The sequence below is a fragment of the uncultured Solobacterium sp. genome, assembly GCF_963517755.1.
Taxonomy (GTDB): Bacteria; Bacillota_I; Bacilli_A; order Erysipelotrichales; family Erysipelotrichaceae; genus Bulleidia.
The window spans coordinates 46,658-60,262 of the sequence record NZ_CAUQGG010000002.1 but is presented as its reverse complement, the minus strand read 5'-3'; the positions used below and the strand labels follow the sequence as shown (position 1 = coordinate 60,262).

At 35.5% G+C, this 13,605-nt stretch carries 16 protein-coding genes; 9 read left to right on the top strand and 7 right to left on the bottom strand.

The window, feature by feature from the left end:
• Positions 1-5 precede the first annotated feature (5 nt).
• Positions 6-326, top strand: coding sequence for a septum formation initiator family protein (locus tag RWM19_RS01655; protein WP_294025743.1), 321 nt, complete (start codon positions 6-8; stop codon positions 324-326).
• Positions 327-348: 22 nt separating this feature from the next.
• Here the strand turns inward: RWM19_RS01655 and RWM19_RS01650 are convergent, their stop codons facing one another.
• Positions 349-1,869, bottom strand: coding sequence for a bifunctional UDP-sugar hydrolase/5'-nucleotidase (locus tag RWM19_RS01650; protein WP_313982967.1), 1,521 nt, complete (start codon positions 1,867-1,869; stop codon positions 349-351).
• Between the two features lie 118 nt (positions 1,870-1,987).
• On the opposite strand from RWM19_RS01650, the gene RWM19_RS01645 reads away from it, so the two are divergent.
• Complete coding sequence (locus RWM19_RS01645; RefSeq protein WP_313982965.1) at positions 1,988-2,758, top strand: tyrosine-protein phosphatase; 771 nt, start codon at positions 1,988-1,990, stop codon at positions 2,756-2,758.
• Between the two features lie 32 nt (positions 2,759-2,790).
• Here RWM19_RS01645 and phnE (RWM19_RS01640) read toward each other — a convergent pair whose 3' ends face one another.
• The 4 genes from phnE (RWM19_RS01640) to RWM19_RS01625 all read right to left on the bottom strand — a co-directional run bounded on the left by phnE (RWM19_RS01640) (position 2,791) and on the right by RWM19_RS01625 (position 6,434).
• Positions 2,791-3,606, bottom strand: a complete 816-nt coding sequence (gene phnE, locus RWM19_RS01640) for a phosphonate ABC transporter, permease protein PhnE (RefSeq protein ID WP_294020870.1) — start codon at positions 3,604-3,606, stop codon at positions 2,791-2,793.
• 12 nt (positions 3,607-3,618) lie between these two features.
• A complete protein-coding gene (phnE, locus tag RWM19_RS01635; protein ID WP_313982962.1) occupies positions 3,619-4,464 on the bottom strand; it encodes a phosphonate ABC transporter, permease protein PhnE in 846 nt (281 codons plus the stop codon).
• Between the two features lie 2 nt (positions 4,465-4,466).
• Positions 4,467-5,255, bottom strand: a complete 789-nt coding sequence (gene phnC / locus RWM19_RS01630) for a phosphonate ABC transporter ATP-binding protein (protein ID WP_399553436.1) — start codon at positions 5,253-5,255, stop codon at positions 4,467-4,469.
• 102 nt (positions 5,256-5,357) lie between these two features.
• A complete protein-coding gene (locus tag RWM19_RS01625) occupies positions 5,358-6,434 on the bottom strand; it encodes a phosphate/phosphite/phosphonate ABC transporter substrate-binding protein (RefSeq protein WP_294020865.1) in 1,077 nt (358 codons plus the stop codon).
• A gap of 336 nt (positions 6,435-6,770) precedes the next feature.
• On the opposite strand from RWM19_RS01625, the gene RWM19_RS01620 reads away from it, so the two are divergent.
• From RWM19_RS01620 to RWM19_RS01590, 7 genes are all read left to right on the top strand, one after another.
• A complete protein-coding gene (locus RWM19_RS01620; protein ID WP_313982959.1) occupies positions 6,771-7,307 on the top strand; it encodes an NUDIX hydrolase in 537 nt (178 codons plus the stop codon).
• Between the two features lie 26 nt (positions 7,308-7,333).
• Positions 7,334-8,431, top strand: a complete 1,098-nt coding sequence (locus RWM19_RS01615; RefSeq protein ID WP_313982957.1) for a 5-methyltetrahydropteroyltriglutamate--homocysteine S-methyltransferase — start codon at positions 7,334-7,336, stop codon at positions 8,429-8,431.
• Positions 8,432-8,611: 180 nt separating this feature from the next.
• Positions 8,612-9,118 (top strand): QueT transporter family protein, encoded by a 507-nt coding sequence (locus RWM19_RS01610; protein ID WP_294020861.1) that lies wholly within the window; start codon positions 8,612-8,614, stop codon positions 9,116-9,118.
• A gap of 94 nt (positions 9,119-9,212) precedes the next feature.
• Positions 9,213-9,785 (top strand): abortive phage infection protein, encoded by a 573-nt coding sequence (locus RWM19_RS01605; protein WP_313982954.1) that lies wholly within the window; start codon positions 9,213-9,215, stop codon positions 9,783-9,785.
• A 2-nt stretch (positions 9,786-9,787) separates the two neighbouring features.
• A complete protein-coding gene (locus RWM19_RS01600) occupies positions 9,788-10,627 on the top strand; it encodes a nucleotidyl transferase AbiEii/AbiGii toxin family protein (protein ID WP_313982952.1) in 840 nt (279 codons plus the stop codon).
• Positions 10,628-10,776: 149 nt separating this feature from the next.
• The gene (locus tag RWM19_RS01595; protein ID WP_313982950.1) at positions 10,777-11,472 is read left to right on the top strand and encodes an AzlC family ABC transporter permease; all 696 of its coding nucleotides are present in this window, start codon (positions 10,777-10,779) and stop codon (positions 11,470-11,472) included.
• Positions 11,469-11,795: a branched-chain amino acid transporter permease gene (locus RWM19_RS01590; RefSeq protein WP_294025348.1), complete on the top strand. Its 327-nt coding sequence runs from the start codon at positions 11,469-11,471 to the stop codon at positions 11,793-11,795. The genes RWM19_RS01595 and RWM19_RS01590 overlap by 4 nt, the downstream gene beginning before the upstream one ends.
• Before the next feature lie 56 nt (positions 11,796-11,851).
• Here the strand turns inward: RWM19_RS01590 and RWM19_RS01585 are convergent, their stop codons facing one another.
• A complete protein-coding gene (locus tag RWM19_RS01585) occupies positions 11,852-12,640 on the bottom strand; it encodes a M15 family metallopeptidase (protein WP_313982948.1) in 789 nt (262 codons plus the stop codon).
• A gap of 105 nt (positions 12,641-12,745) precedes the next feature.
• Positions 12,746-13,567 carry a hypothetical protein gene (locus RWM19_RS01580; protein ID WP_313982946.1) on the bottom strand — a complete coding sequence of 274 codons (822 nt, stop codon included), beginning with the start codon at positions 13,565-13,567 and terminating at the stop codon, positions 12,746-12,748.
• Positions 13,568-13,605 lie beyond the last annotated feature (38 nt).

The window sequence follows — 13,605 nt, the reverse complement described above, 5'->3', positions numbered from 1 at the left end:
AAAATATGGCAAAGAAGAGAAAGAAGAAACTAAATTCGAAATTCGTTGCATTCATCGCACTTGGCCTAGCAATGGCTATGTTATTAGCAGTTGGAAGAGAAATCATGACAACGCTACAGTTACGTAAACAAATGGCAGAAGCAAAGGAAAAGCTTGCCCAAATGCAAGAAGAAAACGAATTACTGGTTGAAGAAAAGACAAAACTCCAAGATCCAGATTATGTAGAGAGTTATGCACGTTCTAACTACATGTTCTCTAAAGATGGAGAACAGATCTTCTTCTTACCAGATAAAACAGATAAGAAAAAGAATGAGTCAAATAAATGATTCATTCTTTTTTTGATAATGATTATTTAATCACTGTAATATTATTTACAGGTTCAAAGTCGATGACTTTGTGTTCTTGAATATAATTTGCAAGAAGTTCAACCATGCTAGAAAGATCAGTAGAAATAGTAGGAGCTTCTTTGATCATATTGTAGTTACCGCCACCCGTTGCACGATAGTTATTCATCGCAATCGTAAATTCCATATCATCTGTTACATCATTACCTTGGTAGGTTAAAGATGTAATACGATGGCCTACAGGGTTAGAAACTTTGATTGTATATTCGATGCCATCAACCATGTCATAGTTATAGTGTTGTGGTTTTGGCCAATCATAGGATGGGTTTACAACGATATGTTCATTGTGAATCATCCAGAATTCAGCAGTCTTTTCAAGATATTCACGTAGAATCTTACCGGTAATCTTCTTTACAACCGTTGTATTTGGATAGACATACGTACTGACTAAATCGCGCATCGTAATATCTCTACCAAAGCCAGTTGCGCCAAGGAAGAGGGCATTTGAACTTAAATCAGCACCTGTTTTTTCCTGTTGGACTTTATTGAGGAAGGTGATGACTTGTGATTTGTGTAGACGTGCATCAAATTCATCGGTAACACGTAAATCAACATTTGTTGTGCCAAGTGTTTGGTCTAACCATGCTTGGCAAGTAGCTTCATCTTTCTCAAAGAGCTTTAACATCTCTGGATCAGCGTCAATATCTGCCTTTAGGATACGTGGCTCGATAGTATTGTTGTCTGGATAGATATCGATACATGCAAGTTCAGCTCCATTAGCTGCAGTTTGTGTATAGTAAGTATCATATAATTTACCAGCTTCTGTGCGGTGTTGGTGACCTGAAATCATGACATCGATACCACGAATATTTCTAAGAATCTTATATCCTTCGTTTTCGCCTGTCTCATCTTCTGTTAATCTTCCGTTTACGAGATCACGTTCAAATCCACCATGGTACATACAGATAATGTAGTCAGGATTTTCTAGACGTTTGATAAGTTTTACAGTCGCTTCGGCAGAAAGATACGCATCCACAAAACGCATATGTTTGATGTGAGATTTCTTTTCCCAATTTGGAATATATTGGGTAACGATGCCAAAAATTGCAATTTTCTTACCAGCAACTTGGCGAATAACATAATTAGGACCAAACAGTTTACCATGGTAGAAGAAGTTAGAAGTAATACATGGGGCACCGACATTCTGTAGGTGCATCATCAAAGCTTCCTCTCCATAATTAAAGTCATGATTACCAACATTAATATAGTCATAGTTTAAATCAGCCATGGCACGTGTAATAGGACTGACATCATCTGGTGTTTTTACAAAGTGATGGTACATTAAAGGGGAACCTTCCAGAACATCACCGTTATCTAATACGAGTGTATTCTCATCACGAAGAATATTAACTAAACTTTTGATTTTAGCTAAACCGATATCTTTACTGGAACCGTCAGCGTAACTGTGTGGATAGATGTACCCGTGCACATCAGAAGTGGCTAAAATTCGAATTCGATCTGTCATGAAAACCTCATTTCTATTGATTGTTTAATTGCCACATTATTTTATCACATGTTGGGCATCAAAATATGTTAGATTCATAAATCATGGTATGATACCATAACATTGAGGATAGATAACGATGATAAAAGATACTAGGTTTAGAGATAAATTAAATTTTAGGCAGCTCGGTGGTTATATGACGACTGAGGGTAAGACTGTAAAAGATAATATTTTCTATCGTAGTGGTGCACCTTTTTTCATGAGTCAATCAGAAATTGAAACACTTAAGCAGTTGGGGTTATGTGCTATCATGGACCTTCGCTCTAACGAAGAAATCTCACAAAGACCAGATCCAGAACTTCCAAATATCTTGATGATTAAACATAGTGGAGCTATCTCTGAGGGTGGTGAAGAAATTAACTTCTCATCCGAAGGAATGAATCGTATTGGTGAAGGTGGTAGGGAACAACTTGCACTACTCAAGAATTATTATGCACGCATGCCATTTAATAACCAGGCCTTCCGCATCTTGTTTGAACATATTCAAAAAGGTGATGTGCCTATCTTAATTCATTGCGCTAGCGGAAAAGATCGTACTGGTGTAGCGTGCATGTTAATCTTACTTGCGTTAGGTGTCGATCGAGAAATTGTATTAGAAGATTATCTTTTAACGAATGTATATCGACGTGGTGCAATTCAAAAGAAGTTAGAAGAAGATAAAGATATCATTCTCGCACATCCAGAACGTGAAGAGTTAGACCGTATGACATTTGGTGTAACAGAAGAGATTGGAAAGATTGTATTAGACGCAATCTTTAATGAATATGGAAGTGTTGAAACATATTTCGAGAAAGAATTTAATATCAATCGAAATGAATTACAACGTTTAAGAAGCTTATATACTGAATAAAGAAAGCACCTGCATGCAGGTGCTTTTACTAACTATTTTCTTCCGTGTGCTAAACGAGCACGAACCTTTGTCGAACAATACTCAATCAAGATAACCAATAAGATGAGTGTTAATAGGAACGCACCAACATTAGACCACTTACCAGATGAAATTGCGTTATTGAGTGGAGAACCAATACCACCTGCACCAACGATACCAAGGATGGTCGCATCCTTTAGGTTGATATCGAAACGATAAATTGCGGTGGAAATAAAGGAAGCACTAAGCTGTGGTAAGATACCACAACGAATCTTTTGGAATGTTGTACAACCAGCCGCATCTAGTGATTCAAGAATACCTGTATTTAAATCTTCGATAGCTGTGATATACATTTTGGAAATCATACCAATAGAACATACCGACTGTGTTACAACACCACAGAATGGTCCAGGTCCAGTAACACGAATCCATACAAGGGCCCAAATAAGTGCAGGAATTGTACGGATTAATAAGATTAGAGCGCGGAATAACATCGCGATTGGTTTAGGAACAATATTTGTGGATGCTAGGAAACTAACAGGAATCGCAAGAATCGCACCGATGATAGTACCAAGTACCGCAATCGCAATTGTCTGTAAGAGTAAGAATGGGATACCGCTATCACTCATATCAAAGATAAGAGAGACATTCGGATGTAATAGACCATTCACAAGACCCTTTGCGACATTCAATCCAGAATCTGTAAATCCAGTGAAGTGTAGAGATTGAGAACCCCAAGTCATTAAACTTACAACAATCGCAACTGTTATAAGTCTAATCCAAATGGTTTTAGGTTCTTCGTTTAGTTTGGCAATAATATTTTCTGACATATGACCTCCTGTTTAAGATAACTTTGAACGCAGGTAATCATTGATCATATCAATGAGCCAAACGACAACAAACAATGTAATCAGAATCATACCGAGGTCGGAGTAAGCACGTAATCCAGTACGTTCACGAATTAGGATACCAAGACCACCAGCACCTACATAACCAAGAATGGAAGATGCACGTACATTGATTTCAAAGCAGTACAAACAATCCGCTAAATATGTAGGTAGAATTTGTGGCATACACGCAGCCCAGAAAGACTGTAATGTAGATGCGCCAAATGATTGCATGGCCTCATATGGACCCATATCAATGGTTTCAATACTTTCATATAACATCTTCGCAACGATACCAATCGTAAATACAGCGATTGCGACTGTACCTGCAAGTGAACCTAAACTAAAGATCAAGGCAAAGATATATGCATAAATCAAAGTAGGAATCGAACGTAATACAGATAAGATGAAACGACATACAAGAAGTGTTGGTTTATTCTTATTGATATTACTCGATGCGAGAATTGCAAGTGGTAAACCAATTAAAGAACCAATGATTGTACCAACAATCGACATTTGAATAGTTTCAATCAGTGGTGAGATTACTTTAGAGAAGTATTTGAAATTTGGGTGGAAAATCTTCGATAGAATCACAGTTAACTCTTTTATACGTGTAATGATGGTTGATAAGTTAAAACCAGTTGCACGTATAGAGATAATCACAACAATCGTAAATAGCAGAAGAATCCAAGGTGTTCTACTGCGGGGTCTTTCAACGGTATGCCCATTTGGCAGTGTAATGAGTTCGGGTTTAAAGATTCTGTCAAACAGTGGCGTTTTTAACATTTTTTGTTTCGCCATGTTTACTTGCCTTCAACTTCCTTCGCATCATCCTTTGAAGTAGGGATTACCTTACCGTTATAAACTTCATCGAGGATCTCTTTTGTGATTTTATCAGTTGGACCATCATAAACAATATGACCAGAGCGAACACCAATAACACGAGTAGCGTATTTTAAAGCTAAGTCGACATGGTGAATATTTAATAGGATAGAGATATTCATTTCTTTATTGATTCTTGCAAAGTCACTCATAACAACATCAGCCATGATAGGGTCTAATGATGCGACTGGCTCATCCGCAAGAATAATCGAAGGATTCTGGTTTAGTGTACGTGCTAATGCGACACGCTGTTGTTGTCCCCCAGATAATTCATCACAACGGTTATAGGCTTTATCTAAAATACCAACTTTATCCAAAGCTTCTAATGCATGTGTTTTCTGTTCTTTGGAATAAATTCCAAGAAGAACCTTATACCAAGGCATATCCGGAACGTTACTTGTTAGAACATTACGAATTACAGTTGAACGACTCACTAAGTTAAAGGATTGGAAGATCATACCAATCTTTCTTCTAAAGCGACGTAGTGATTTTCCTTTGAGTTCACTTACGTTTGTGTCATCCACAACAAGTTCACCTTCTGTAATATCAATCATACGGTTGATTGTACGAATCAGTGTAGATTTACCTGCACCAGATAAACCGATAATTGCGATAAATTCTCCCTGTTCAATCTTTAGATTTACATTCTGTAGACCTTTAGTGCCATTTGGGTAGGTCTTAGAAACATTTTTAAATTCAATCATGTCTATTCTCCATCACTATATGTATTCATTATTTACGCAATAATCATACATTAAAAATCAAATAAAATGGGTGATATTTTGAATATCGCCCACATAAATTTATGTATCTTATTTCTCAATTACAGATAAAGCCTGACGAGCTCCATCGTAATCTGAATCTTCAGCCTTAGCATATCCTGTGTGCTTGTAGATACCGAAGATCTTCTTGCCTGCATCTGTATTTGCGATTTCGATGAGGGAATCCTGCATAGCTTCGATGAATTCCTTATTATAAATGTCTTCCTTAGCCATTGTTACAGATACTGTATCGTTATAGATATTCTGTGTAACACCAATAACATTTAATTCATTCCAAATAGAATCCTTGCGACCCCATTCTTCTTGCCATTGTTTTGCATAGTCTTGACGACCATCAGCGTAACATACGATAACGTCAATCTGTCCAGCAGCAGCCTGCATGAATTCAGCGGCGTAGTCTAATGTTGTAACGTTAGCTAAATCACTAATGGTCTTACCATCGTAGTTGTCCATTAACCACATTGTAGGATAGATATAACCAGCAGAACTTGTAACATCTCTTACAGCCCACTTAGCCTTGTTTAAGTCTTCCCAAGTTAAAGCTTCACCAGAATTTACTTTCTTTGCAAGCTGTTGTCCATATTCGGATGGTCCTGCATAGATTAAGCCTTTGTAATATGTAACTGGAGTATCCTTGTTAACTGTCTTGTGTGCATCACCATTCCATTCAGCAGGTTTTTCAGAGTCATTTGATAAACCAGCACGTGTAGCTGTTAAGATAACATCTGATTCATTTGAATATAATGCATAAGTACCACCTGGTAACCAAGCAACATCTACTGAACCAGCGGATAAAGCTTCACCAGCAGCTTCATAAGAATCACTGACAGAAATTTCAAGATTCTTAATGTTGTATCCTCTCTTCTTCATTGCTTCGATAACTAATTTATCGAGGCCTTCTGTTGTTGCCTTAATTTCATCAACAGGTCTTGATGGAACAAATTGGAACTTTAATGTGTCGATATCCTTAGAGCCTGTTTCTGCAGGTTGCTTACGACCATTATCATTTGTTGATGCTGTAGTGTTTGAAGCTGTTGAGTTACCGCCTGTACAACCTGCTAATAAAGCAAGTGTCAAAACTGAAGCCAATGCTTTCTTGATGTTCATAGTTTTCCTCCCATATAGAACATATTAATTATAAAACAAAATGGAAAACATGAACCCAAGAATCAGATGAAATATTTACATTTTTCTATCCTGTTAGAGATGATAGAAACAATATACTGAAAATGATGTAATAAACTATCATTTCTAACAGAAAATAATTTTCATTCTGAGATTATATAATGCATGATAAATGAATAAACTAACATATGCATGCATGTGATTTAATATGAAATACAAATATCGATAACAATGAATGATTATTTGTATTTCATTAATTCTTCACGATATTTCAAATATATCTGTTGTATGATATCCGCATGGAGAAGGTATAACAATATGAATAGACTACTCACAAGAGAAGAAATATTTGAAGGAAATATCTTACATGTATATAAAGATACTGTTGAAATAGAAGATAACCTAACGGTTGAAAGAGAAGTTGTACAGCACATTGGTGGTGTTGGAATCGCTCTTGAGGATACAGATGGTAAATTCTTCTTTGTTAAACAGTGGAGATATGCACAACAAGAAGAAACGTTGGAATTTCCGGCTGGTAAAAAAGAAGAAGGCGAAGATGCCCTTACAACAGCGAAAAGAGAGATTCAAGAAGAAACAGGCTATACAGGAAAAGATTGGATATACATGGGTAAAATCTATCCAACACCTGCTTATGATACAGAAGTTATCGACTTGTATTATGCAAAGGTAGATCAGTATATTGGTCAACACTTAGATGAAGATGAAAAGATTCAAATCTATAAGTATAGTTTAAAGGAACTGATAGAACTCATTATGGAAGGGAAAATTCCTGATGCGAAGACAGTTTCAATGGCGATGTTTCTTCAAGAGATGAAAAACAGGGAAAAAATCTAAAGAAAGGGAATTAAGAGGTGAACATAATGATACAGAAACATGTACCATTTCGCTATGACTACGTAGGTAGTTTTCTACGACCTGAGGAACTCAAGGTCGCAAGAGAAAAGTTCCAAAATAACGAAATTACAAAAGAAGAGTTAAAGAAAGTAGAAGATTACTACATTCTCGATCTCATTGCGAAACAAAAGAAAGCAGGATACCATGCAATTACAGATGGTGAATTCCGTCGTGGTTGGTGGCACTTAGATTTCTTCTGGGGATTAAATGGAATCTCTTATCATAAGTCTAGCCAGGGACTACGTTTCCACGATGAAGAAACAAAGGCTGAAACAGCTGTCGTGGTAGGGAAGATTTCTGGTGAGAATCATCCTTTTGTAGAACATTTTAAGTTTGTAAAAGCACAGGAAGATGAAAATACAATTGCGAAACAAACGATTCCATCACCAGCACAGTTATTAATTCAATTACGCTTACCTGAATTTATTGGAGAGACAAGAAAGTTCTATCCAACAGATGAAGAATTAAAGGCTGATATTGTAAAAGCATATCAAACAGTCATTCAGGAACTATATCAAGCAGGTTGTCGTAACCTGCAGTTAGATGATTGTACATGGACACTCTACGCAGACCGTGCATTCTGGAAGATTTTTAACATTACAGAAGAAAGCTTACGACTTATTGCGGAAGAAGAGATTGCGATTAACAATGCGGCGATCGCAAATCATCCAGAAGATATGGTTATTACAACACATGTATGTCGTGGTAACTTCCATAGTACTTATGCAAGCGAAGGTGCCTATGATCCAATCGCACCATACCTCTTCGCAAAAGAAAATGTAGATGCTTTCTATTTAGAATATGATGATGCTCGTTCGGGTGGATTTGAACCACTGAAATATATTCCAGAAGGAAAGAAAGTAGTGCTAGGCCTTATCACAACAAAGTCTGCAGAACTTGAGGATAAGAATCGTATCATCAGACGTATTCATGATGCGGCTAGATATGTACCATTAGAGAACTTATATCTTTCTCCACAGTGTGGATTTGCGTCAACAGAAGATGAACAATGGGCAAAATTAGTTCTTGTTAAAGAGATTGCCGAAAGCGTTTGGAGTAACTAAAGAATTCATGCACGCATGTTAAGATACTATCGAAAAGATAGTATTTTTTTACGAAACATAATATTTGATAAAGAGATTTGTGTTGACGAAAAAAATGAATAGCGTAAAATAAATAACCGGACATAATCCCGTCAGTAGCGGCTACCTGACGTTAAATGAAAATAAGGAGATGATATTTTTATGAACATGAAGACCTTAACTAGGGTTGGGATGATTGCGGCAATCTATACTGTCGTATCATTAGTACTAGCACCATTTACATATGGTAATGTACAAGTAAGAATCGCAGAAGCTTTAACACTACTTCCATTAATTTACAAACCATCTATTTGGGGTGTAACACTAGGTTGTTTCCTAACAAACTTAATTGGAGCGATGTTAGGAATTAATCCAACTGGATTCTTAGATGCGATCATCGGAACAATCGCAACATTCGGTGCAGCTTACTGCACATGGGTATTAAAAGATAAGAAAGTAAATGGTATCCCAGTACTTGCTTGCTTAATGCCTGTAATCTTTAACTTCTTCTTCGTAGGTGCAGAGCTTGCATACCTATTTATGCCAAATGAAATTGTATTAGGAACATTAATCAATGGTTCATTCGTCGCAATCGGAGAACTAATCTCAGTCATCATTGGGTACTTCTTAATCAAAGCATTAGATAAAACAAAGTTATTCGTAGAATAAACAATAAAAATCCCATTGCCGTACGGGATTTTTTTCTGTTATATATTTTCTTTTGTGCTAATATAAAAACTGTAATTAGTACAAAAGAAAATATATGAATCCAAAAATTGAAAAATTAAAAATTATACATATCAAATCTCTACAAAAACAAGGTATTACAAAATACGAACTGTATAGATTTATTGAGCAGAATCAGTACGAAAAAGTTGACCATGGTATTTATGTACTTCCGAATATTTGGATAGATGAAAGAGTTATTCTAAGTATAAAATATCCACAAGCTGTTTTTTCTCATGATGAAGCACTGTATTTTCATGGACTAATTGATAGAGAACCAAATCGTCATACCATCACAATCTATTCAGGATACGGTGTATCGAAATTAAATCAATCTGGTGTAAAAGTATTTACAGTAAGTAAAGAATTACTTGAAGTTGGAAGAGAATATATAAAAACAGATACTGAAATGCAAATACCTATCTATAATCTAGAACGTACAATCTGCGATTTAATACGCTCACGAAAAAAAATTGAAATACAGGATTTTAAAACTGCTCTTAAGACGTATATTCAAAGAAATGATAAAGATTTAAATCGACTTATGGAGTATGCGAAATTATTCCATGTAGATCAGTTGGTGAGAGGGTATTTGGAGGTGATGTTGTAATTGTGTTTACTGCTGCACAGTTAAAAGGAAAAATAAAATATTTTGCGAAACAAAAGAATCTAGATGCACGAATATTATTAAGAATTTATATGATGGAGCGCTTTTTAGAGAGAATTACAAATTCTAATTATGTAGATAAAATTGTAATTAAGGGAGGTGTATTAATTACCTCAATGATAGGGATTTCTTTACGGTCGACAATGGATATAGATACTTCAATTCAAGAATTTAAGTTATCCAAACGAAATGTACAGGCCATGATTCAAGAAATAATCAATATTGATATTTCAGATGGAGTAATATTTCAAATAAGAGAATTCTCTGAAATTATGGATAATATGGAGTATCCTGGTTTACGTGTCTCGATTGATGCAATAATTGATGAAATGAAGGTACCTTTTAAAGTGGATTTATCAACTGGTGATGCAATTACACCAAGTGCAATAGAATATAAATACAGGTTAATGTTTGAGGATAGAACAATTCTGCTGAAATCCTATAATATTGAAACAATTCTTGCGGAAAAGTTACAAACTATTTTATCCAGAGGAATCTTAAACACACGGATGAGAGATTTTTATGATATACATGTATTAATGTCTATATATAAAGATGATATTGATAAAGATATTATGAAAAAATCTTTTTTCAGAACTTGTAGTAATAGAAAAACATTCTATGTGATGGAAAGCGGTAATCTTATCATAGATAAAATTGTTAGAGAAAAATATTTAAAAAATTTATGGGTTTTATATCAAAAAAAATATAAATATGCACAGCCTATTGATTATGAAACGGTGATGTATAGTATATTGGTGTTATTTAAGATAGTGGAATTATAATAATTTATAAACCTGCTGTTATAAGCTGAGGCTATATGCCTCTTTTTATATCTCAGTAAAAAATTTTGTGAATGAAATATTTATAAATATGGATTAATTAATTGGGTTATAATAGGGCGCATTCAATTTTAAATAAGGGGGTGACTTCCATGAAACTGAAAGCATTCAAAGCCGCATTTCCATACACATTACCGATTCTTACAGGCTTTCTATTTTTGGGCTTTGCATATGGAATCTATATGAATGCGAATGGATTTTCCTTTGTATATCCGATGTTAACAAGTCTTTTGGTGTATGGGGGTTCTTTGGAGTTTGTGACAGTAGAAATGTTACTGAGTCCGTTTGCGCCAATGCAAGTACTAATCATGACACTTTTAATTCAGGCAAGACATATCTTTTATGGTATTTCTATGTTGGAACGTTATAAGGGTATGGGTTGGAAGAAATACTATTTGATTTTTGGGATGTGTGATGAATCTTTTTCCATCAACTATACAGCGAATATCCCTGAGGATGTTGATAAAGGATGGTTTATGTTTTTTGTTACATTGCTAAATCAGTTCTATTGGTGTATCAGTGCGACTCTTGGTTGTCTTCTTGGATCAGTTCTAAATTTTAATACGAAGGGAGTTAGTTTTGTGATGACTGCGATGTTTGTTGTAATCTTCTTAGAACAATGGTTAAAAGAAGAACATCATATCGCTTCCTTAATTGGTATTGTAGCGTCAGTGATCTGCCTCATTATATTTGGCTTAAATTCCTTTATGATACCTACGATAGCAGTCATCGCTATCACGCTAACGCTATCAAAAAGAAGAATGGAATCATTGGAGGTGCAGAAATGACAATCGCACAGCAGATTATAACAATTGCTCTATGTATATTTGGCACAATGTTAACGAGGTTTTTGCCATTTATTATTTTTAGTGAAAAGAGAAAAACACCTGATTTTGTGAATTATGTTGGTAGATATCTTCCGCCCGCTGTATTTGGAATGTTGGTTATATACTGTCTAAAAGATGTTCAGTTCTTGCGGGGAAATTATGGAGTTCCGGAAATAATTTCTATTTTAGTTACTACTATCCTGCATGTATGGAAACGTAATATGTTAATTTCAATTGCAGGTGGAACAATTTGTTATATGGTATTGATTCAACTTATATTTTAATGAAAAAGGTAAGTGTATTTGTTGTTACACTTACCTTTCAAATTGATTTCTATAAATTAAGAACTAGTCTTTTCGTAGTCGCCACCTGTTAGGCCAAAGAATTCTTCGAATGTTGTATCATCTCCAGCATCATGAATCTGTTCTGCTATATCTTTTCCAACATAACGATAATGCCATGGCATAAAGGTATAACCAGTAATGGATTCTTTGTTTTCTGGGTAGCGTAAGATGAAGCCGTATTTATAGGCGTTCTCTTGGAGCCACTTATATTCATCTGATTTCGCAAAACTGTTATTAAAATCAGTAGTTGTATCTGCGCCAAGTATCGCAGCCGCTAGACCAGTTTGTAGTTCAGAATATCCAGCTTTCGCGGTTGTTTTATTTGTGCTAGTCTCACCAATACGATCAACACTTGCTTGGTATAACTGCCCTTGGTAGGAACCAGAACGGAAGCCATTTCCTAAGCGTAGTTTAATACCATCTTCTTTAGCGGCGTTGAATAATTCTTCAATAGCTTTCGCAGCCTCTTTGCGTAGAGTCCACTCGGTGCCATTTGTACTAACGTTTGCTGTTGTTAGGTCAGATGGAACATAGGTTTCTTCTAACTTATGCTTTTTGTTTACAAGAAGTAGGATACTGTTTGTATCGCTGAAGCGTGTATCTGTTTCTAGATCAACTTCAGGTTTAGGAGTTTCCTTCTTCTCTTCTTCTTTTTTATCTTCTGTTGTAGTAACGACTGGCTCTTTTTCTGGATTCAAGAAATCATTTTTGATTAACGTACTACCGATTAAGGTAGCGATAATCAGAAACATGAGCAGTGATACTACAGCTAGTTTCTTTGTCATATAACACCTCTTACTTTAAAATGTTACCATATATCGCGTAATTAGGCATTAATTTCACTGTTTGGGGAAAAGAAAAACCTCGATTATGAAGTCGAGGCTATGTATTTATGCAAGAGGTTCTTGTTTTGGTAATCTCCACATTTCACTGAAACTGAGAATATCAATCTCTTCAGAATTTAGCTTTGCTTGATTTCTCTGTTTCTTAATATTGTTTTCATGAATACTAGATAAGATATTCTTATTTACCATATATTGTACATAGAGAACCTTCTTTAAAAGGAACCAGTTCGTTACATAATGATAGATAGCATTTGTACGATCTTCTAATTCAGGGAGTTTTTCCATCGCTTCGAGTTTAAGAGCGTTGGCAGCTTCTTTAGATGCGGTCTTTAACTCTTCATAATTATGGAAAAGTTCATGGTCAATGCTACGTTGAATAGAACCTGCTTTTACAGTGAATAATTGATTGAGAACTTTTAAGATTGTTTCCTGGTTAGAAGATATCGCAACGATTTCATTCTTACAGTCAATAAATTCGCCAGCTGGCTCTGTCATGCAGTAGTAAAGGCCCTTCGCATAGATATATCCGTATTGCTTGCAATCACAGATGATGATAGCTCTATCTTCATCATCATGTTGAAAATACAAGATATAAGGAATTACGAGTGCTTTCCCATTGAGCTTGCAGATGTCTTTATAGCGGATGATTTGGTTGCTAATTGCTTCAATGTTGACGGCGCAGTGCAAATCTACACAAATCTTTGTGTCAGGTTCCACTTCTAATACTTTTTCGAATGATTCTTTTAAATCATCATCAATCTCATTTTCCCTAAGACTGAGATAGTCTTCTAAATAACCGTTAAATAGACAGTCATCTCCGTCTTTCCTACTGTCTACTTTCTGGCCTAGAATAGCACAGATTGCCATGATAAATACTTCCCTCCAAGTAATTGTATTTAATTTTT

Excerpts from the sequence above, each read along its gene's own strand:
- RWM19_RS01580 (WP_313982946.1), bottom strand. The coding sequence starts at position 13,567 with ATGGCAATCTGTGCTATTCTAGGCCAGAAAGTAGACAGTAGGAAAGAC.
- RWM19_RS01625 (WP_294020865.1), bottom strand. The coding sequence starts at position 6,434 with ATGAACATCAAGAAAGCATTGGCTTCAGTTTTGACACTTGCTTTATTA.
- RWM19_RS01585 (WP_313982948.1), bottom strand. The coding sequence starts at position 12,640 with ATGACAAAGAAACTAGCTGTAGTATCACTGCTCATGTTTCTGATTATC.
- phnE (WP_294020870.1), bottom strand. The coding sequence starts at position 3,606 with ATGTCAGAAAATATTATTGCCAAACTAAACGAAGAACCTAAAACCATT.
- RWM19_RS01655 (WP_294025743.1), top strand. The coding sequence starts at position 6 with ATGGCAAAGAAGAGAAAGAAGAAACTAAATTCGAAATTCGTTGCATTC.
- RWM19_RS01650 (WP_313982967.1), bottom strand. The coding sequence starts at position 1,869 with ATGACAGATCGAATTCGAATTTTAGCCACTTCTGATGTGCACGGGTAC.
- RWM19_RS01620 (WP_313982959.1), top strand. The coding sequence starts at position 6,771 with ATGAATAGACTACTCACAAGAGAAGAAATATTTGAAGGAAATATCTTA.
- RWM19_RS01605 (WP_313982954.1), top strand. The coding sequence starts at position 9,213 with ATGAATCCAAAAATTGAAAAATTAAAAATTATACATATCAAATCTCTA.
- RWM19_RS01615 (WP_313982957.1), top strand. The coding sequence starts at position 7,334 with ATGATACAGAAACATGTACCATTTCGCTATGACTACGTAGGTAGTTTT.
- RWM19_RS01595 (WP_313982950.1), top strand. The coding sequence starts at position 10,777 with ATGAAACTGAAAGCATTCAAAGCCGCATTTCCATACACATTACCGATT.
- RWM19_RS01645 (WP_313982965.1), top strand. The coding sequence starts at position 1,988 with ATGATAAAAGATACTAGGTTTAGAGATAAATTAAATTTTAGGCAGCTC.
- RWM19_RS01610 (WP_294020861.1), top strand. The coding sequence starts at position 8,612 with ATGAACATGAAGACCTTAACTAGGGTTGGGATGATTGCGGCAATCTAT.
- RWM19_RS01590 (WP_294025348.1), top strand. The coding sequence starts at position 11,469 with ATGACAATCGCACAGCAGATTATAACAATTGCTCTATGTATATTTGGC.
- phnE (WP_313982962.1), bottom strand. The coding sequence starts at position 4,464 with ATGGCGAAACAAAAAATGTTAAAAACGCCACTGTTTGACAGAATCTTT.